Genomic DNA, 21,203 nt, shown 5'->3' on the forward strand with positions numbered 1-21,203 from the left:
AGGTTTCACGATGAAGCTCCGCATGAACCGCCAAACCACGCGGCGTCCGCGCCTGAAGCTCCTGGCCCTGGCGGCCTGCCTCGTCGGTGCACCCGGCCTGTCGTTCGCCACGCCGCAGGGCGGCACCGTCGTCTACGGCCAGGCCACGCTGCAGTCGCGCCCGAACGGCCTGGATATCCAGCAAGGCACGAGCAAGGCGATCATCGACTGGAACAGCTTCTCCGTCGCCAGCGGCGAGATCGTGCGCATCGATCAGCCCAGCGCCAGCGCGGTGCTGCTGAACCGCGTCATCGGTGACAACCCCTCGACGATCCTCGGCCAGATCCAGGCCAACGGCCGCGTCTTCTTGCTGAACCCGCGCGGCATCCTGCTGGGCGCCGGCTCGCGCATCGACACCGGCAGCTTCCTCGCCAGCACGCTGAACCTGAGCAACGAGGACTTCCTGGCCGGCCGCATCCAGCTCGACGCCGGCGCGGCCACGCCCGGCCTGCTGCAGGCCGACGGCGCCATCTCCGCGCCCGGCGGCACGATCGCGCTCGTCTCACCGCAGCTGACGGTGACCGGCACGCTCGAAGCCCAGCGCGTGGGCCTGGCCGCGGCCAGCAGCGTGCGGGTGGACGTCGAGGGCGACGGCCTGATCTTCTTCGACGTCCGCAACGACAACCTGGCCGCACGGCTGCAGATGCTCGGCACGCTAAAGGCCGACGGTGGCACGGCCGAGCTACGCGCCCAGGCTCGCGCCGGCTTCGCCGACACGGTGCTGAACATGGACGGCATCGTCCAGGCTCGCTCGCTGGGGGTGAAGAATGGCAAGGTCGTCATCGACGGCGGTAGCGACGGTGTCACCAGCATCGCTGGGCGCGTCGACGTCTCTGGCAGTGGCGCCGGCGAGCACGGCGGCAGCGCCACGATCCTGGGCGACAAGCTAGCCCTGTCCGGCAGCATCGACGCCAACGGAATGGCCGGCGGCGGCAGCATTGAGCTTGGCGGCGGCTTCCACGGTGAAGGCACCGAGCACAACGCCAGCAAGACCTGGGTGACCAGCACCGCGCGCCTGACTGCCGATGCGCTCGACAAGGGCGACGGCGGCACGGTGGTGGTCTGGTCGGAAGACGCCACCAACTACTACGGCCAGCTCTCCGCCCGAGGCGGCCCGCAGGGCGGCAACGGCGGTTCGGCGGAAGTATCCGGGCGGCAGTTCCTGAATTTTGTAGGTGACGCGGACCTGCTTGCGCCGCTGGGACGCACGGGTAGCCTGCTGCTGGACCCACTGAATCTGACCATCGGCAGCGTAGCCAACCTGGACGGCACGGCGCCGCCGGCCAACGACCTCACCGGCAACACGGTGAACTGGTTCGATTTCAACGGAGTCAACAGCCAGATCACCGCGGCGACCGTGCAGGCTCGCCTCGCCAACGCAGACCTGCTGCTCGAGGCCACGAACAACATCACGGTCAGCACAGCGATCAACGTGGCCAGCGGTAGCCACTCCCTGACCCTGCAGGCCGGTAACAACATCGCCGTCAGCACCCCGATCAGCGTCAAAGGCGACCTGGTGCTATCAGCGAACCACACGTTCACCTCGAATGGCGGCTCGGCCGCCTCCGGCACCGGCGGCATCAGCTTCACAGGTACCGCCAGCCTCGCCGGCGCCAACATCACCCTCGAGGGCACCGGTGCGATGGCGCTGCCGGCGATCACGGCGACGGGCGGCGCGATCAGCGTGACGACGACCGGTAACATCACGCAGACCGGCGCGCTGTCGGTCGGTGCCCAGAACAGCAGTTTCACGACGACCGGTAGCGGCGCGACGATCACGCTGGGCGGCGCCAACCTCTTCGGCGCCAATTCCGTCGCTTTCAACAGCGGCGGCCTGACGACGGTATCCGCCGATCGGCTCAATATCGGTCAGTCCGAGGTCGGCGCCCTGAGCGCGACGGCCACCGGCACGACCGGCATCGGCCAGAGCGGCGCGATCACGATCCACGGTGCCAGCAGCTTCATCGCGAGCGCCGCCGGCGCGACGATCACGCTGCCCGGAGCCAATGTCTTCGGCGCCAACGCCGTCTCATTCACCAGCGCGGGCCTGACGACCGTATGGGCCGATCAACTCAACTTCGGCCTCACCGACGTCGGCAGCCTCAGCGCGACGGCCACCGGCGCAGTCGGCATCGGCCAAGGCGCCGGGATCACGATCCATGGCGCCAGCAGCTTCACGGCCAACACTACAACCGGCGCGGCGATCGCGCTCGGCGGCACGAACGCGTTCGGCGCCAATGCCGTGCGCTTCAACAGCGACGGAGCCACCACGGTCTCGGCCGACCAGCTCAACTTCGGCCTCACCAACGTTGGCAGCCTCGCCGCCACCGCGACCGGCTCGACCGGCATCGGCCAGACCGACGCGATCACGATCCACGGTGCCAGCAGCTTCAACGCCCCCGCGATCACGCTGTCCGGCACCAACGCCTTCGGCGCCAATGCCGTGCGCTTCAGCAGCAGCGGTGCCACCTCGGTCTCGGCCGACCAACTCAACTTCGATCTCACCAACGTCGGCAGCCTCAGCGCCACCGCGACCGGCACGACCGGCATCGGCCAGACCGGCGCGATCACGATCCACGGTGCCAGCAGCTTCGACGCCGCCGCGATCATGCTGTCCGGCGCCAACGCTTTCGGCGCCAATGCCGTGCGCTTCACCAGTGGCGGTGCCACCACGGTCTCCGCTGACCAGCTCAATTTCGACACCAGCAACGTCGGCAGCCTCACCGCGAGCGGCACGACCAGCATCGGCCAGACCGGCGCGATCACGATCCACGGTGCCAGCAGCTTCAGCGCCGCCACGATCACGCTCTCCGGCGCCAACGTCTTCGGCGCCAACGCCGTGGCCTTCACAAGCAGCGGAACCACCACGGTCTCGGCCGACCAGCTCAATTTCGACACCTCGCAGATCGGCACGACGCTGCAGGCCACGACAACCAGCGGCGGCATCAGCGAGAGCGGCGCGGTCACGACCGGCGCGTCGGGCAGCAACTTCTCAGTGGCCGCCGGGCAGTCGATCGACCTGTCCACCCAGGCCAACAGCCTCGCGGGCCTAGCCAGCGGCGGCGATACGTTCACGACCCATGGCGACCTGGCGCTGCGCAACGTCGGCGGCATCCAGGTGCCCGCCGCGGCCACCAACCTGCCGGGCAAGCTGGTGTTGACCTCCGACACCGGCAGCATCAGCCAGGTTGCTGCCTTCTCGGTCGGCGCCGATGGCAGCACTTTCACCACCAGCGCGACCAACCAGACGATCACCTTGACGCAGGCCAACCTGCTGAACGGCCACACGGTCTCGCTGAACACCAACACCAGCAACAGCGCGGACAGCGCCTCGCTCACGGCCGAAGCGATCAAGCTGGCCGACAGCAACGTCGGCGGCCCGCTGATCCTTACGGCCAACACCGGCGCCATCACCCAGACCGCGGCGCTGACGCTCCACACCGACGGCAGCAGATTCACGACCAGCGGCACGAACCAGGCCATCCTGCTGACCCAGGACAACGTCTTCAACGGCAAGACCGTCGAGCTGCACAGCAGCGGCGATACCACGATCAAGGCCGATGCGATCAAGCTGGCCGCCAGCACCATAGGCGGCAAGCTGATGGCCACAGCCACCGGCGGCGACATCACCGAGACCGGCGCGATCCAGCTCGGCGCCGACGGTAGCAGCTTCGGCGCCAGCGGCGCGATCGACCTGTCGACCAGCACCAACCTCTTCGGCACGCATGACCTAGCGTTCACCAGCGGCGGCAACGTCGCCGTGAAGTCCGCCACGCTGAAGCTCGCCGCCAGCAACATTGGCGGCAAGCTGACCGCTACCGCCACCGGCGGCGACATCACCGAGACCGGTGTGATCCAGCTTGGCGCCGGCAGCAGCAGCTTCGGTGCCAGCGGCGCGATCGACCTGTCGACCAGCACCAACCAGTTCGGCACGCACGACGTGGCCTTCACCAGCGGCGGCAACGTCGCCGTCAAGTCCGACAGCCTCACTTTCGACGCCAGCACGATCGGCGGCAAACTGACCGCCACGGCCACCGGCGGCAATATCGCCGAGACCGGCGTGATCCAGCTCGGCGCCAACGGCAGCACCTTCGGCGCCAGCGGCAGCATCGACCTGTCGACGAGCACCAATGTCTTCGGCGGCTTCGACACCGTCTTCTCCAGCAGCGGCGCCACCAAGGTCTCGGCCGACCGGCTCAACTTCGGCACCAGCAACGTCGGCAGCCTCGTCGCCACGGCCACTGGCACGACCGGCATCAGCCAGACCGGCGCGATCACGATCCACGGCGACAGCAGCTTCACTGCCAACGGCACCGGCGCGACGATCGCGCTCTCGGGCAACAACGCCTTCGGCACCAACGCCGTAGCCTTCGCCAGCAACCGCACCACCACCATCAACGCCGATGCGCTGAAGTTCGCCACCTCGCAGATCGGCACGACGCTGCAGGCGACGACGACCAGTGGCGGCATCAGCGAAAGCGGTGGGGTCACGACCGGTGCCTCGGGCAGCAGTTTCACGGTGGCCGCCGGTCAGTCGATCGACCTGTCCACCCAGGCCAACAGCCTCGCCGGCCTAGCTGCTGGCGGCGATACGTTCACCACCCACGGCGATCTGGCGCTGCGCAACGTCGGCAGCATCCAGATGCCCGCCGCCGCGACCAGCCTGCCGGGCAAGCTGGTACTGATCTCGGACACCGGCAGCATCAGCCAGCTCGGCGCCTTCTCGGTCGGCGCCGACGGCAGCACCTTCACCACCAGCGCGGCCAACCAGGCGATCACCTTGACGCAGGCCAACCTGCTGAACGGTCATACGGTCTCGCTGAACACCAGCGGCGGCAACGCCTCGCTGACGGCCGATGCAATCAAGCTCGCCGCCAGCGACGTCGACGGCCAGCTGACGCTGAGCGCCAATACCGGCGCCATCACGCAGACCGCCGCGCTGACGCTCCGCGCCGACGGCAGCAAATTCACGACCACCGGCACGAACCAGGCCATCCTGCTGACCCAGGCGAACGTCTTCAACGGCAAGACCATCGAGCTGCACAGCAGTGGCGACACCTCCGTCAAAGCCGATGCGATCAAGCTGGCCGCCAGCACTGTCGGCGGCAAGCTGACCGCCACGGCCACCGCGGGCAGCATCACCGAGACCGGCGCGATCCAGCTCGGTGCCGACGGCAGCAGCTTCAGTGCCAGCGGCGCGATCGACCTGTCGACCAGCACCAACCTCTTCGGCACGCATGACCTGGCGTTCACCAGCGGCGGCAACGTCGCCGTCAAGTCCGCCACGCTGAAGCTCGCCGCCAGCAACATCGGCGGCAAGCTGACCGCCACGGCCACCGGCGGCGACATCACCGAGACCGGCGTGATCCAGCTCGGCTCCGACGGCAGCAGTTTCGGCGCCAGCGGCGCGATCGATCTATCGACCAGCACCAACCAGTTCGGCACGCACGACGTGGCCTTCAGCAGCGGCGGTAACGTCGCGGTCAAGTCGGACAGCCTCACCCTCGCCGCCAGCACGATCGGTGGCAAGCTGACCGCTACGGCTGTCTCCGGCGCCATCGCGCAGACCGGCGCGCTGAGCCTGGGCGCCGACGGCAGCCTCTTCACGACCAGCGGTGCGGGCCGCGCGATCGCGCTGACGCAGGCCAACCTCTTCGGCGGCAAGTCGATCGCCTTCAGCACCAACGGCGGTGACGTCAGTGTCAAAGCCGACGTGCTGTACTTCGGCGCCAGCACCATCGGCGGCAAGCTAGTCGCCAACGCGACGGCAGGCAATATCGGCCAGGCCGGCACGCTCTCGGTCGGTGCCGATGGCAGCAGCCTCACGGCGAGCCAGGCCATCGCGCTGACCTTGGCGAACCAGTTCGGTGGCCACACGGTGGCCCTGAACAGCGGAGGCGATACCGTGCTGACCGCCGATGCCTTCGGGCTGGCGGGCGGCACGATCGGTGGCAAGCTGACGGCCATCGCCAGCACCGGCAGCATCGGCCAGACCGGCGCACTGACACTGGGCGCCGACGGTAGCAGCTTCAGCGCCGCGCAAGACATCTCGCTGACCGCCGCCAATGTGCTGAACGGCAAGACCGTCACCCTCTCCAGCGGTGGCGACTCGGCCCTGACGGGCGACGCCATCGTGCTGGCCGCCAGCAGCGTCGGCGGCAAGCTGGTGCTCGATGCCAGCACTGGCGGCATCACGCAGACCGGCGCGCTGACACTGGGTGCGGACGGCAGCAGCTTCTCGGCTGCGCAGGCGATCGTGCTGGACCAGGTCGGCAACGTCTTCGGCGGCAAGAGCCTCGCGCTCGCCAGCGGCGGCGACGTCACGCTGGCCGGCGATGCGATCACGCTGGGCACCAGCAGCATCGGCGGCAAGCTGGTCGTCAACGCCAGCGGCGCGATCACGCAGACCGCGGCGCTGACGCTCAATGCCGACGGCAACAGCTTCACCGGCAGCTCGATCACGCTGGACCAGGCCAATGTCCTCAACGGCAAGACGATCGCACTGAACACAGCGGGCGATGCCACGCTGGCCGGGGACCACATCCTGCTGTCGGCCTCCACGATCGGTGGCGCACTGAACCTGCAGGCCGCGGGCAGCATCGCCCAAGGCGGCACGCTGACCATCGGCGGCCTGAGCACGCTGAGTTCGGCCGGCACGGCCGCGACGGTGGTTCTGACCGATACGGCCAACCAGTACGGCAGCGGCGTGCAGCTGAGCGGCACGACACCATTCCAGTCGGCCACGCTGTCGGGCACCGGCACGCTGACGGTCGGCGGCAACGCCGTGCTGCTGAACCTGAGTGGCGACGGCCCGCTGGTGCTGACCGGCGGCAGCTACACGACGCTGAACTTGGCCAGCGGCCGCGGCATCAGCCAGCTCGGCGCGATCAGCGTCAGCGGCGACCTGACGCTGACGGCCACCGGCTCGGCGCCGCTCGATGCGAACCTGGGCACTGCCGACAACGATCTCAACACCGCGCGGCTCGCAGCGGGCGGACCTGGCTTCGGCAGCGTGAGCCTGCGCGATGTCGACACGCGGGCCGATGGCCTCGTCGTGAGCGGCGATGCGGCGCAGTTGAGCCTCGTCGCGCTGGGCGGCGTCACCCTGGCCGGTGGCCATTACGGCACGCTGGGCGTGGAGACCGACGGCGGCAACATCGGCCAGAGCGGCGCACTGCAGGTCGATGGCCTCAGCACGCTGAATGCCGGCAGCGGCGACATCGTGCTCGACACGGTAGCCAACGACTTCGCCACGATCGCCCTGCCGGCCGCCGCACACGTGACCCTGGTCGACGCCAACGACATGACGCTGACCGAGGCCCATGTGTCCGACACGCTGAGCGTCAGCCTGCCCGGCACGGCCCAGTTCAGCGGCGATTTCACCGGCACGGCGCTGCTGGTCAAGCAGGGCAGCGGCGTGCTGATCGTCGGTACGGGCCTGGGCAACCTCGGCGGCACGGATCTGCAATCGGGCACGCTGGTGCTCAGCGGTGCCAGCGCCCATCTGGGCCCTGGCACGCTGACCTTGGGCCCCGCGGGCACGCTGGAGCTGCGCGATGGCGCGGACTTCAGCAATGCGCTGCTGGCCGACGGCGGCCTGATCCGCGGCGCCAGCGGCAGCAGCCGCATCGACGGCGCGCTGACCTTGGGCGCGGACACGATCTTCGAAGTCGGCAGCGGCGCCAGCCTGCAGCTGGCCGGCGCAGTTGCCGAGACGGGCGGCGCACGCAGCCTCACCAAGACCGGCGACGGCCTGCTGCAGCTCTCCGGCAGCGACACGCGCCACGGCGCCACGCTCGTCAACGCCGGCACGCTGCTGGCGGACGGCGCGCTGTCGGCCAACTCGGCCCTCACGCTGGTCACCGGCACGCTGCTGCAGCTGGGTGCCGACCAGACGATCGGCTCACTGGCCGGCAGCGGCCGGGTGGCGCTGGGCAGCTTCCGCCTCGCGGCCGGTGCCGATCAGAGCTCGACGACCTTCTCCGGCAGCATCGACGGCAGCGGTGGCCTGACCAAGCTCGGCAGCGGAACGCTGACCCTGTCCGGCACCAACACGCAGAGCGGCACGACCCTGCTGCAGGCCGGCACTCTGGTGCTGGCCGGCGGCCAGGCGCAGGCGGACGGCACCGCGCTGGACATCAGCACCGGCGCCACACTGAACCTGGCCGGCGACGAAACGATCGGCGCGCTACTGGGCAGCGGCGCCGTGACCTTGGGTGATGCCCGCCTGACGGTGGATACGAGCGTGCAGGACGGCGCCTTCGCCGGCAGCATCACCGGCGCGGCCGGTGGCGTCACGAAGGCCGGCACGGGCACGCTGACCCTGTCGGGCACCGGCGACTGGCGCGGCGAGACCCGCGTCGACGCCGGCCGCCTGCTGCTGGCCGGCGTGAACGCCCTGCCCGTCAACACCACGCTGAACGTCGCGGCCGGCGCATCGCTGAGCACCGGTCAGGCACTCGCCCTGAGCGCGCTGAACGGCGCCGGCACGGTGGAACTCAGCAACGCCAGCACGCTGCTGACGATCGGTGCCGGCGGCGCGGACAGCGCCTTCGCCGGCAGCATCACCGGCAGCGGCGGTCTCGCCAAGACCGGCACGGGCACGCTGCTGCTGAGCGGCACCAACAGCTTCACCGGCGCGGTCGCCATCGACGCCGGTACCCTGCAGCTGAGCGGCGGCGCGGCATTGGCCGACACGGCGCAGGTCGCCCTCGCCGCCGGCGCGCGGCTGAACCTGCTGGCCGATGAGACGATCGCCAGCCTCACCGGCCCGGGCCAGGCGCAGCTCGACAACGGCGCGCGCCTGGCGCTCGGCGGCGATGGTGCCGACAGCCTGTTCGCCGGCACCCTCATCGGTAGCGGCGGCCTCACCAAGCAAGGCGCCGGCACGCTGACCCTGACCGGCGACAACACCTACGCCGGCGGCACACTGATCGAGGCCGGCACCTTGCAGATCGGCAGCGGCGGCGCGAACGCCACCAGCGGCAGCCTCGGCAGCGGCGCGGTCGACGACCGCGGCCTGCTGCGTTTTGCCCGCAGCGATGCGGTGAGCCTGGACAACGCCGTTACCGGCAGCGGCGGCCTCGAGCTGACCCAGGGTCAGCTGACGCTGGGCAGCACGCAGAACGCCTACGCGGGCACGACCCAGGTCAGCGGCGGCGCGCTGCTGACGGCCGGCGCCGAACGGCTGCCGGACGCCTCTGCCGTCAACGTGGCGGCCGGCGCGACGCTGACACTGGCCGGCAACGAGACGATCGCCTCGCTGTCCGCCGATGGCGCGGTGACCGTCAACGGCAACGTCACCACGGCCGCCGGCCAGCGCTACGGCGGTGGCCTGATCATCGCCAGCGCTACGCCGATCACTTTGCAGGCCGGCGGCGCGCTGGAAGCACTGCAGAGCAGCAACCAGCTCGGCAGCCAGCCGCTGAACATCAGCGCCGACAGCGTCCAGCTGATGGCGCCACAGGACCTCACCCTGGGCACGGTCCAGCTCGCCAACGGCGGCCAGATCAGCGCCGAGCACCTGACCTTGCAGGGCACGCTGACGCAGACCGGCGGCACCTTGGCGCTGGTCGCCCGCGCCGCGCCTGACGCGGCCAAGGCGGAGGCCACCCCGACGGCCGTGATCCCGCTGACGGACAAGTCGCTGGCCTTCGCCGAAACCACGCTGACCCAGGGGGATGGCAGCATCCTGAACATCGCCGAAGGCGCCACCTTGACGGTCAGCGCGCTCGGGTCGATCAACCTGAACCAGGAAAGCAATCAGATCGCCGGCGGCGTGCAAGTGCTCAGCGGCGCGGCGTTCAACACCGCCTGGTCGGCCAATGTGCAGGGCAACGTCGGCATCCAGAGCATCGTGAAGCTGGCCGGCCAGCAGCTGAACATCGCGGGCAGCGGCATCGAGGCCGACGTGATCGAGATCAGCGCCGCCAAGCTCGCCACCACCGGCAGTTCCGTCATCGCGGCCCGCCTGCCCTACGACAACGTCGCCGCCGGCACCACCTTGTCGCAGCCGGGCCTGCTGCTGAACCTGCTGCCCGGCGCATTCGACCAGGGCTTCAGCTTCGGCGCGGGCGGCGATGCCGGCATCCACGTGTCAATCGGCGCCCGTTCCATCGGCAACCGCACCGACGGGCCGGATTCCGGCTTCCTGACCGTGCGGCCGCTGGCCGGCGCCCAGGGCAGCACGGCCATCTTCCTGCTGGGCCCCGAATCGGGTGCGGGCGGCTACAGCCTGTTCCACGACGGCGCGGGCAAGTCCGGCGAGATCCCGGTCTTCTACAACAACGTGCTGCCGGCGGTGCCGCAGCTGACCAGCGCGCTGTCCTCGGTGACGGCGGTGTCGGAATCGTCGCGGCGCGACCGCTTCGAGGAAGCGGTCCGCACCGAAAACGTGACCGTGCGGCTGCGTTCGGGCGTGATTGCCGAGGTCGGCCCCGGTCGCGCGGCAACCACCGGTTCGGGGGGCGTCCAGGCACCGCCGAGCTGTGAGAATTCCTCTTGCAATCCCTAGGTTTAGGATCAGACTCTACAAAAGGCTGCAGGCGACCCTCATGAAGTCCACGTCCTCGCTATCCCAGACCTCCCCGATCGCGCCACACCGGCGCAAGCTCCTGCAAAGCTCGATGCTGGCCGGCCTGGGCAGTCTGTTCGGCGGCCCGCTCGTCAGCCGCGCCGCCTTCGCCGCCGCTGATTCCGCCACCGCTTCGACCGACCTGCTGCAGGCGCAGAAGGAAGTGCGCCTCGCGCTGCTGATGGGCAACAGCGAATACCCAGCGCCCTTCGACCTGCCGCCGATCCCGAAGAACGTCCATGACCTGGGCTACGTGCTGGAGAAGCGCGGCTTCGAGGTCAGCGACGCGCTCAACGGCAACCTGCCGGCTTCGCGCAAGACGCTGGACGACTTCATCGCCAAGGCCGCCGCCGCGCCAGCGGACGCCACGCTGTTCTTCTACTTCTCCGGCCACGGCATCCAGGTGGATGCGACCAACCTGCTGCTGCCCGCCGGCCTGGACCCCTCCGGCAAGCCCGACGCGCTGCGCGGCGGCAGCGTGCGCCTGATCGACGACGTGATCCTGAAGATCCCGCCGCGCAAGGGCGGCACGATCGTCGCCGTCGTCGACGCCTGCCGCACCAGCCTGAAGGCCGGGGCCGACGGCGGCCTCAACCAGGTCGTCGCGCCACCGGACTGTCTGATCGCCTTCTCCACCGGCGCCGGCCGCCCGGCAGTCGCGCCGGCCGACGCCAATCGCAGCACTTTCTACACCGCCTCGCTGGTCAAGCTGATGGAGAGCACGGCCGACCAGACGCAGTTCCGCGACCTGTTCCAGTTGGTGCGCACCGACGTGCGCGAGACCATGCTGAACTTCCCGGTGCAGGCGATCCGCAACTTGGCGCAGGATTCGTTCATCGCCGACAGCACCCGCACCTCCTGCACGCTGGCACCGCGCGGCATCGCACCGGCCGCTCCGCCAACCCAGCCCGATGAAGTCGTCGAGGAAGAGGATTGGCAGAAGGTGACCGCGGCCGTCTGGCCGGCCGATGTGATCCAGGCCGCCGACGCCTTCCTGAAGGCTCATCCGGCCAGCCCGCATGCGGCGACGGCCAAGGTCGCTCGCGGCGGCGCCGCCGAATCGCTGAAGGCGCTGCGCCGCAACGACGTGCGCCTGTTCAAGACCGCCTTCGACCTGCCCGGCACGCAAGCCGACGACGAAGACCTGCAGCGCGACCTCAACCGCGCCGGCCGCGGCGACAAGGACGCCGCCGCCCGCCTGGGCAACCTGCAGAAGGCCCGCCGCGACACACCGAACTGGATGAACCGCTACGAGGGCTGGCTGCAACTCGCCGCCGCCCTGGGCAACGGCATCGCCAGCTACGACCTCGCCCTCCACTACCGCAGCCAGAACCAGCCGCTGCTGTCCACGCAGTGGGAAAGCCGCGCCCGCGAACTGGGCTACACGCCACCGCCGACGCTGGACAACGTGCGGAAGTAGTCGCCGCAGCTCATGCGGTGATTGATTTGCCCGTGCGGCGATTGCACCGCACAATCGCCGCATGGAATGCGGCGAATACAAATACATCTGGCAGGCCGACGACTGGCCGCAATGGCGCTTCGATCTCCCAGCGCTGACACAGCCGTTGGCCGAGGTCAGCCGCGCGCAGGGTATGCTGATCGGTCGGCTGGCCGACGTCGGCCTGAACCTGCGTGACCAGGCCAGCCTGTCGGCCTTGACCGAAGATGTGATCAAGACCAGCGAGATCGAAGGGGAGCATCTCCAGGTCGATTCGGTGCGCTCATCGATCGCCCGTCGGCTGGGTATGGACATCGGCGCGTTGGCACCCGTCGATCGGCACGTCGAAGGCTTGGTCGAGATGGTGCTCGATGCCACCGCCAGCGCCGCCGCCACGTTGACCCAAGAACGCCTGTTCGGCTGGCATGCCGCCCTGTTTCCCACCGGATATTCCGGCCTGACCCGGATCGGCGTCGGCCGCTGGCGCGACGACGCGGGCGGGCCGATGCAGGTGGTGTCCGGCCCGGAAGGACGGCAGCGCGTGCATTTCGAAGCGCCTCCCGCCCTGCAGTTGCCGCAGGAGACTGCGCGCTTCATCGCCTGGGCCAACGACCCGACATCGGGCGAGCCGGCGCTGATCAAGGCTGCCCTCGCCCACTTGTGGTTTGTCACGCTGCACCCGTTCGATGACGGCAACGGCCGCATCGCGCGTGCCATCGGCGACCTGTTCCTGGCCCGTGCCGACGGCAGCCCGCAGCGCTTCTACAGCCTCTCCGCCCAGATCCAGCGCGAACGCAAGAGCTATTACGACATCCTCGAACGCACGCAGAAGCGAACACTGGACGTGAGCGAATGGCTGGCCTGGTTCCTCGCCGCGCTGCATCGCGCGGTCGACCAAGCGCAATTGACGCTTGACGTGGTGCTGGCGAAGTCACGCTTCTGGCAGCGCCTGGCTGGCCCGCCGCTGAACGAACGGCAGACACACCTGATCAACCAGTTGCTCGATGGCCTGGACGGCAAGCTCACCAGCAGCCGGTGGGCGAAGATCGCCAAATGCTCGCCGGACACGGCCCTGCGGGACATCAACGAACTGCTGGTGCGCGGCGTGCTGCGCAAGTCATCGGCGGGAGGCCGCAGCACCAGCTACGAGTTGAACTAACGCGCGGCGGCCCGGGCGCAGTCCAGGAAGCCGTTCATCAAAGGCTCCCCGCTGAGCAGTTCCGGGTTGATCGCGTGGAACTCCGGGTGCCATTGCACGCCGGCGACGAAGCAGGAGCCGGTGGCGCGGATCGCCTCGACCATGCCGTCCTCGGTGGCGCGGGCTTCAACGACCAGGTCGCCGCCGAGGCGGTCGACCGCCTGGTGGTGGATGCTGGTGACGCGGCCGCCGTTATAGCCCGTGTAGAGCTCGCCCAGCCGCGAGCCGGGCTCGAAGACGATGTCGTGGTGATGCTGGTCGTAGAGTTCGGCGTCAACGTGGGCCTTGGCCTCGGCGAGTTGCGTGGCGATGTCCTGGTACAGCGAGCCGCCGTAGGCGACGTTGATCAGCTGGCAGCCGCGGCATATGCCCAGCACCGGCTTGCCCTGGGCCAGGAAGCCTTCCAGCAGTTCCATCTCGTAGCGGTCGCGGGCGATGTCGCCCGACCATTCGGGCCGCATCGGCTGCTGGCCGTAGCTGGTGGGGCTGACGTCCGCCCCGCCCTGCATCACCAGGCCGTCCAGCGCGTCGACATAGTGGCGCACGGTGACGCGGCGGCGGTCCACCTCGGCGTCGAAACCCAGCGTCGGCAGCATCAGCGCCATTGCGCCGTGGGCCATGATCCAGTGAGCGATCGCCTGCTCGAGGTACTGCAAGGTCTTGTTGCGAAAGCCCAGCTCGGCGGGCGGCTTGTGCATCAGCCGCGCCGACAGCCCGATCCGTAATGGCGCAGGCTCGCTCATGGCTAGTGACCCGCCCAACGCAGGCACTGCCGGCGCACCACCTCCGGCAGCAGGTTCTCCTTGGCCTGGATGCTGCGCAGCCAGGCGGCGTCGTTGCCGAAGCCAGCCAGCTCGCTGCGGATCAGCGCGATCGCGCCCTCGGCCTTCAGCTCCATCGCGTGGATCTCCAGCGCCTTCAGGGTCGACTCGATGTCGTCGCGCAGGGTGCGGTGCTCACCGGTCTTCGGGTCGACGAAGGTACCGTCCAGGCCGAAACGGCAGGCCTGGAAGCGGTTGAAGGTGTAGGGCAGGTAGTCGTCCTCGGCGGGCTCGAAGGGCTTCTCGATGCGCAGCCAGCGCGCCAGGCACTGCACGTAGCCGGCCAGCGCGGCGGCCTTCTCGATCGTCAGCGGCGTGTCCAGCACGCGCACCTCGATCGTGCCGTACTCGGGCTTGGGCCGGATGTCCCAGTAGAAGTCCTTCATGCTCTTGACGACGCCGGTGCGGGTCATCTTGTCGAAGAACACGCCGAAGTCTTCCCAGCGATTGACGAAGGGCGCGCGGCCGGACAGCGGGAAGGCGAACACCGAGTTCAGCCGCGCCGAGTCGAAGCCGGTATCGGTGCCCTGCACGAAGGGCGACGAGGCCGACAGCGCGATGAAGTGCGGAATGAAGCGCGACAGGCCGTGCAGCAGCACCAGCGCCTGGTCCGGCCCGGGGCAACCGATGTGCACGTGCTGGCCGAAGATCGTGAACTGCTTGGAGAGATAGCCGTACAGCGCCGAGATCTCATGGAAGCGCGGCTTGTCGTAGATGCGGCGCTCGCTCCAGTGCTGGAACGGATGCGTGCCGCCGCCGCACAGCCCGATGTTGAGCTTGTCCGCGCGGGCCACCAGCGCATCGCGCGTCTCGGTCAGCTCGGCCAGCACCTGCGCGTGGTCCACGCAGATGCCGGTGCACAGCTCGATCATGCTTTCCGTGATCTCTGGCGTGACGACGCCCGGCAGCTTGACCTTCTCCATCAGGCGCAGCAGGTCGCCCGAGGCTGGGGCCAGGTCGTAATCGTGGTGGTTGACGATCTGCAGCTCAAGCTCCACACCCATCGTCAGCGAGCGCGAATCGGCGAATGCGCCCAGACTCATCGGTTCTTCTCCGTTCGATATTCACGTGCGATCCACAGGCCCGCCTGCACCAGCGCAGGCCCCGGCAGGGCCATCAGCGCGATAGCCGACAACACGACCGGGGTCAGGTCTTGCGCCAGCACCGGGTGCGACAGCCGCAGCTCGGCCAGCAGCACCAGCGAGGTGGCCGAGATCGGCCATGAGGTCAGCGCGAGGCCCGCGCCCTGGCGCAGGCTGATGCCGCTGAAATGCGCCAGGCCCACCAGCACCGCCGAGCGGACCAGCCAACGCGCCAGCAGCGCAGCGGCGGCCAGCGCCACGCCGGCCCCCAGTGCGGAGAACGACCAGGCGGCACCGGCAATCACGAACAGCATCAGCACCAGCACGCCGCCGGCGGTGCCGAAGTGGCGCGGCCAGATGCAGGGCCGCTCGCTGGTATTGCGCAGCAGCACGCCCGCCAGCAGCGGCACCAGCAGCGTGGACAGCCCCAGCAGCCGCGCGGCCGTCACCGACAGCAGCACCAGACCCAGCAGCAACAGCACGGTGTTCTCGTCCCGCAACTCGAAACGCCTTAGCACCACCGCGACGGCCGCCGCCAGCAGCGCAGCCATGCCCAGCGATCCGGCAAAGGTGTAAAGCGGCAGCGCCACACCCTGGATCCAGTCACCCTGCTGATCAAGGTGCAGCCAGCCGCTGACCAGCTTGAGCAGCAGCACCGCATACAGCGTGTTCAGCGCGCTGAGCACCAGCATGCGCTCGGTGACCTGGCCGGCCGTCTTCAGCTCGGTGGCGACGCGGCCGATCACCGCGGCGGCGCTGACGCCCAGCAGCGCCGAGCCCGCCAGCGCCGCCTTGGGCGGAAAGCCGAACCAGGACAGCGTCGCGAAGATCGCCCAGAAGCCCAGCAGCGATTCCAGCACGCTGGTCAGCAGCAGATGGGGGTTGTTGCGCAGCCAGCGCAGCGACACTCGGCTGCCCAGCTCGAACAACAGCAGCGCCAGCGCGAGGTCGACGATCAATCGGTCCGTGCCGAGCAGCAGGCCGTCTCCGAGTCCCTTGCCGAAAGTCGCGACCAGCAGGCCCACGGCGCAGTAGCCGATGATGCGCGGCAGGCGCAGCATGCGCTGCACCAGGTCGCCCAGCAAAGCACCGGCCAGCAGGATCAGCGCGATCCAGAACAGCAGGTCAGGATGCGGCGGCCAGCGGTCGATGTGGAAATAGGCGGCAAGAGACTCCATGCAGGGCTTGTTTTGCGAGCCCGCGAGAGCCCGCCAGTGGTTGATCTGACCCTGTCGAGGATAAACCCATCGCCGCGACCGCTCCGTCAGACGGCGCCGCGTCCTCCGGATCGCCTGCGCGAAATCCAGGCAAGCAGGCCCAGGCCGCCGCCGAACAGCGCCCAGGTCGCCGGCTCCGGCACCATCACGACCAGCACACCGTTGCCGCCCAGCGCGTAGAGCCGGCCCAGGCCGTCCTCGCCGAAGGAGTAGACGCCCGACAGACCCGTGCCGCCGATAAAGTCGGCCGTCTCGTCGCGCAGGTCGGAAACGCTGCCGTCCGCGTTGACCGCCAGCGAAAACACCTTGTTGGCCACGTAGTCGCCGAAGAAGTAGCGGCCATCGGCATCGGCGATGCTCGGGCCGCGATAGACGAAGCCGCCGATGATGCTGCCGCCGGTGCTGCGGCCGTAGTCGAAGACCGGATCGGTCAGACCCGGCGCGGTGCCGCCGTTCACCGGCGATTCGATCGTGCCCTCGCGCAGGCGCCAGCCGTAGTTGTGGCCGCCGGGGTCACCCGCCAGCTCGCGGTCGATCTCCTCGCGCGTGGACTGGCCAACGTCGCCGATCCAGAGGTCGCCGGTCAGCCGGTCGAAGCTGTCGCGATACGGGTTGCGAAGGCCCAGCGCCCAGATCTCGGGCCGCGTCGTCGCGCTGGCGGCGAAGGGGTTGTCGGCCGGGATCGTGTAGCCGGCGCCGCTGCCGCTGACGTCCACGCGCAGCATCTTGCCGAGCAGCGACTGCGGGTTCTGGGCGTTGCCATCGGGGTCGTAGCTGCTGCCGCCGTCGCCCACGGCGATGTAGAGATCGGAGCTATCGCCCGGGCGGAAGCTGAGCCAGCCGGCCTTGTGGTTGTCGCGGCCCGCGGGCTGCGCGATGGTCAGGATCTGGTCGACGGTGGCGCCGGCTGCCGTGGCGGCGCCGGGCGTGGGCAGCGTGTAGCGGGCGACGACGGTGTTCAGCGTCGTGCGGTCGATGTAGTCCACGTAGAAGCGGCCGTTGCTGGCGAAGTTCGGGTCGAAGGCCAGGCCCAGCAGGCCGCGCTCGCCGGAGGTGTTGACCTGGCCGCTCAGGTCCAGGAAGGGTGTGGCCTGCACCGAGCCGCCCGACAGTATCTTGATCAAGCCGCCCTTCTCGACGATGAAGGAGCGGCTGTCGCCGACCGGCGCCGTCAGTTGCAGCGGCGCTGTGAGGCCGCTGACGACGACCTGCCCGTCCAGCGCCTGCGCCCCGCCGGCCGCCGTCACGAGCGCCAGGCACGCGAGCACACGCGAGCCGCCATTCAGCAGGGTCTTCATCGTTTGTCTCCTCACAGACACATGCAGCAACACTACGCGCTGCCATGCCGCTTTGTGCAGGCCGATGGCTCGGCCGCTTGTAGGAGACGGCCTACGGGTACATGTAGCGCCGCGTTGCCGGCTGGTCGGCCGGGCCGCCCTGCGGGAGGCGCTTGCTGGCGAGGATCTGGTAGAGCCCCAGCTCGCCCGATTCGAATTCCATCGCGCAGGCAGCCATGTAGAGGCGCCAAACTCTCCAGGTCGCCTCGCTGACGTGCTTCAGCGCTTCCTCGTGGTTCTGTTCGAGCTGGCCGACCCAGGCACGCAAGGTCTTCGCGTAGTGAGCGCGCAGGCCCTCGACGTCGAGGATCTCGAAGCGCTTGAGTTCCATCTCGCGCTGCACGTTGGACAGCAGGTCCAGCTCACCGTCCGGGAACACGTAGCGGTTGATGAACACGGAGGACAAGGCCTGACCCCAGCCCTCCTCGTCGTGCGTGATGCCATGGTTCAGGAACAGGCCGCCGGGCCGCAGCAGTTCGTGCACCTTGGCGAAATATTGCGGCAGGTTCTTCAGGCCGACATGCTCGAACATGCCCACGCTGGAGATCTTGTCGAAGCCGTCCGCCGGTGCCATGTCGCGGTAGTCGCGCAACTCGACGCTGATCTGCTCCGTGAGGCCCGCCGCCTCGATGCGCTGCCGCGCCAGCGCCAGCTGCTGCTCGCTCAGCGTGATGCCGTGCGCGCGCACGCCGTGATGCCTGGCGGCATGGATCACCAGCGCGCCCCAGCCGCAGCCGATGTCGAGAAAGCGCTCGCCGGGCTGCAGGCGCAGCTTGCGGCAGATGTGCTCCAGCTTGGCTTCCTGGGCCTGCGCGAGGTCGAAGCCTTCTTCGGCGTAGTAGGCGCAGGAGTAGACCATCGCCGGGTCCAGCCACAGGCGATAGAAATCATTGGAGACGTCGTAATGAAAGGCAATCGCCTTGCGGTTCTCCTGGCGGCTGTGGTCGTGCACGTCCAGGGTCGGCAGCGCCGTACCGGTACCCGGCAGGCTGCCGCCGATGCCGAGGATGCGCAGCAGCACCTTGAAGCGCAGCATCGGTGGCAGCTGCATCTCCCGCAGGTGATCCTTCAGGGTCAGCGCGGCAAAGAAGTCGCCCTCGATCTCGATGTCGCCACGGAAGTAGGCCTCGGCGAAGCGCAGCGGATCGCGGCCGGCGATCAGGCGGCGCAGCACCTCGCCGCTGGCCAAGTTCAGGCTGAAATCCGGCGCCTGGCCCTGGGTCGCGTCGCGGCCGAACACGCCGCTGAAGCTCCCGGGCCCCTGACCGACGCGCAGGCCCAGCGCGCCCGGGTAGGCGGCGAACAGACGCTGCGCGAGTTCGGTCCAATCGCCCAGCGCGGTATTGCTGGCGGGCGTCAGGTCTGCGAGGGAGCGGGAAGACGGGGAAGTGTCCACGGCATGCACGCGAAAGCTCGAGTTCCGGAGGCTTGATTCTTGGTCCATGGACCGAAAGTTGGCAAGCGGCGTGCCTATGCGCAATGAGCGCTCTGCGCCCGCCAGAAACCTTGCTTTTCAGTGCTTGCTTTTAGTGCACATGCACGGGCGGTATCGCCTGCGCGGCGGCCAGCGCCTGCGCCTCCAGCAGCGCCGTCAAACGTGAGGCAAGACGTGGCACCTGCGCCTGCGACAGCAGGCTCGCGTAGGCCAGCCCCAGCCAGCCATTGGCGAACAGTTCCTGCACCGTTTCGGGCGGCAGCGCCAGCAGCTTCTGCTCGTCGATCAGCTTGAAGCCGCTGAGCTTGTAGCTGCGCCCCTGCAGCTCGTAGTTGACCTGGCGCTCGACCAACAGGCCCAGCTCGTTCAGGCGCTCGGCAAAGCGGTGGCTGGCGTCCATCTCGTTGCGGAACTGCACGAGGAAGCTCTTGACCTGGTCGAGCCAGGGGCTGTCGCTGCCGTCGGGCTGAAACAGCGGTTCGCCCTCGGTCTCGTTGAGCCCGGCGTAGCTTTCGTCCATGCACACGGTGTACTCGCCCGGCTGAGCCCCGCTCTCGGCCAGCACGAAGGGATAGCGGCGGACGAAGGCCGGCACGTAGGCGCCGCGCACCCAGTTGCCGTCCGCCTCGACGAACAGGTTCTCGCGATCGCGCAGGCCCATCAGCGCGGCCATCGCATGGCCCTGTTCGGTGGTGATGAACACGCAGGGATAGTCCAGGCAGGCCTGCCCCAGTTCGCTGGCGGCCAACAGCACCGAGTTCGTCTCGCGCGCGAAGCCGAAGCGCTGGTCGCCGGCCTTCAGGCGCAGCTTGCGGTGGCGTTCGCGGTGCAGGCTCACGAGCTTGTCGTAGATCAGCAGGGTCTTCATGGGCGGATCTCCTGTGGGGAATCCATTCTGGCCGCAAATCCGGGCGCAAGCAGGCGCCGGAGCCCTCGGCGACAATCCGCCACATGGAACAAGTTCTCTTCGACTACACGCGGCAGGACGCCGAAGGCCAGAGCTGCACCGCCCACGCCTGGGCCAAGGTGCCGGCACCGCTGAAGCGCGACGAACGCGCCGCGCTGAAGGCCCGCGCCGCCGAACTGCTGAAGGCCAGGAACGCCGCGTTGGTGGCCCACTACTACGTGGACGGCGACCTGCAGGACCTGGCGCTGGAAACCGGCGGCATCGTCTCCGACTCGCTCGAAATGGCCCGCTTCGGGCGCGATCACGCGGCGCAGACGCTCGTCGTCGCCGGCGTGCGTTTCATGGGCGAGACGGCCAAGATCCTGTCGCCCGAGAAGCGCGTGCTGATGCCCGACCTGGACGCCACCTGCTCGCTGGACCTGGGCTGCCCGGCCGACGACTTCGCCGCCTTCTGCGACGCGCACCCGGACCGCCAGGTCGTCGTCTACGCCAACACCAGCGCCGCCGTGAAGGCCCGCGCCGACTGGATGGTGACGAGCTCCTGCGCGCTGGACATCGTCTCGCACCTGAAGGCCCAGGGCCAGAAGATCCTCTGGGCGCCGGACCGCCACCTCGGCCGCTACATCCAGGAAGAGACCGGCGCCGACATGCTGATGTGGAACGGCGCCTGCATCGTCCACGACGAGTTCAAGGGCCTGGAGCTGGAACTGCTGCGCGAGCAGCACCCCGGCGCGATGGTGCTGGTGCACCCGGAATCGCCGCGCAGCGTGGTGCAGATGGCAGACGTGGTCGGCTCCACCTCGGCGCTGATCAAGGCCGTCGTCGAGGGCACGGCGAAGGAATACATCGTCGCCACCGACAACGGCATCCTGCACCGCATGCGCCAGTTGGCGCCAGGCAAGACGCTGATCGAAGCGCCCACCGCCGGCAACAGCGCCACCTGCAAGAGCTGCGCGCACTGCCCGTGGATGGCGATGAACGGCCTGCAAAACCTGGTCGACTGCCTGGAAACGGGCAGCGGCGAGATCGCCATCGAAGAGCCGACGCGCCGCCAGGCGCTGGGCTGCATCGAGCGGATGCTGGATTTCACGGCCGCCCTGAAGGCGGGCGTCAAGCCGGGGCTAACGCCCAACATCGGCGCCGCCTGAATGGCGCT

Annotated in this window: 10 protein-coding genes; 4 read left to right on the top strand and 6 right to left on the bottom strand. The window is 68.9% G+C overall.

Going from position 1 to position 21,203, the window contains the following annotated elements:
• Positions 1-22 precede the first annotated feature (22 nt).
• The 3 genes from SNE35_RS15270 (at position 23) to SNE35_RS15280 (ending at position 13,209) form a co-directional block, all read left to right on the top strand.
• A complete protein-coding gene (locus SNE35_RS15270; RefSeq protein ID WP_320423772.1) occupies positions 23-10,552 on the top strand; it encodes a two-partner secretion domain-containing protein in 10,530 nt (3,509 codons plus the stop codon).
• Positions 10,553-10,592: 40 nt separating this feature from the next.
• Positions 10,593-12,032 carry a caspase family protein gene (locus SNE35_RS15275; RefSeq protein ID WP_320423773.1) on the top strand — a complete coding sequence of 480 codons (1,440 nt, stop codon included), beginning with the start codon at positions 10,593-10,595 and terminating at the stop codon, positions 12,030-12,032.
• Between the two features lie 61 nt (positions 12,033-12,093).
• On the top strand, positions 12,094-13,209 hold the full coding sequence (locus SNE35_RS15280) for a Fic family protein (RefSeq protein WP_320423774.1): 1,116 nt from the start codon (positions 12,094-12,096) through the stop codon (positions 13,207-13,209).
• Here the strand turns inward: SNE35_RS15280 and SNE35_RS15285 are convergent.
• From SNE35_RS15285 to SNE35_RS15310, 6 genes are all read right to left on the bottom strand, one after another.
• The gene (locus SNE35_RS15285) at positions 13,206-13,991 is read right to left on the bottom strand and encodes a gamma-glutamyl-gamma-aminobutyrate hydrolase family protein (RefSeq protein ID WP_320423775.1); all 786 of its coding nucleotides are present in this window, start codon (positions 13,989-13,991) and stop codon (positions 13,206-13,208) included. The genes SNE35_RS15280 and SNE35_RS15285 overlap by 4 nt on opposite strands.
• 2 nt (positions 13,992-13,993) lie before the next feature.
• Positions 13,994-15,112 carry a YbdK family carboxylate-amine ligase gene (locus SNE35_RS15290; RefSeq protein ID WP_320423776.1) on the bottom strand — a complete coding sequence of 373 codons (1,119 nt, stop codon included), beginning with the start codon at positions 15,110-15,112 and terminating at the stop codon, positions 13,994-13,996.
• Positions 15,109-16,329, bottom strand: coding sequence for a cation:proton antiporter (locus SNE35_RS15295; RefSeq protein ID WP_320423777.1), 1,221 nt, complete (start codon positions 16,327-16,329; stop codon positions 15,109-15,111). The genes SNE35_RS15290 and SNE35_RS15295 overlap by 4 nt, the downstream gene beginning before the upstream one ends.
• A gap of 86 nt (positions 16,330-16,415) precedes the next feature.
• On the bottom strand, positions 16,416-17,666 hold the full coding sequence (locus SNE35_RS15300; RefSeq protein WP_320423778.1) for a PQQ-dependent sugar dehydrogenase: 1,251 nt from the start codon (positions 17,664-17,666) through the stop codon (positions 16,416-16,418).
• A 91-nt stretch (positions 17,667-17,757) separates the two neighbouring features.
• Positions 17,758-19,101, bottom strand: a complete 1,344-nt coding sequence (locus SNE35_RS15305) for a cyclopropane-fatty-acyl-phospholipid synthase family protein (protein WP_320423779.1) — start codon at positions 19,099-19,101, stop codon at positions 17,758-17,760.
• A gap of 130 nt (positions 19,102-19,231) precedes the next feature.
• Positions 19,232-20,008: a SapC family protein gene (locus tag SNE35_RS15310; RefSeq protein WP_320423780.1), complete on the bottom strand. Its 777-nt coding sequence runs from the start codon at positions 20,006-20,008 to the stop codon at positions 19,232-19,234.
• Positions 20,009-20,091: 83 nt separating this feature from the next.
• Here SNE35_RS15310 and nadA point away from each other — a divergent pair, with 83 nt between their 5' ends.
• Positions 20,092-21,195: a quinolinate synthase NadA gene (gene nadA / locus SNE35_RS15315; RefSeq protein ID WP_320423781.1), complete on the top strand. Its 1,104-nt coding sequence runs from the start codon at positions 20,092-20,094 to the stop codon at positions 21,193-21,195.
• Positions 21,196-21,203 lie beyond the last annotated feature (8 nt).

Source organism: Roseateles agri, assembly GCF_034043675.1.
GTDB lineage: Bacteria > Pseudomonadota > Gammaproteobacteria > Burkholderiales > Burkholderiaceae_C > KK5.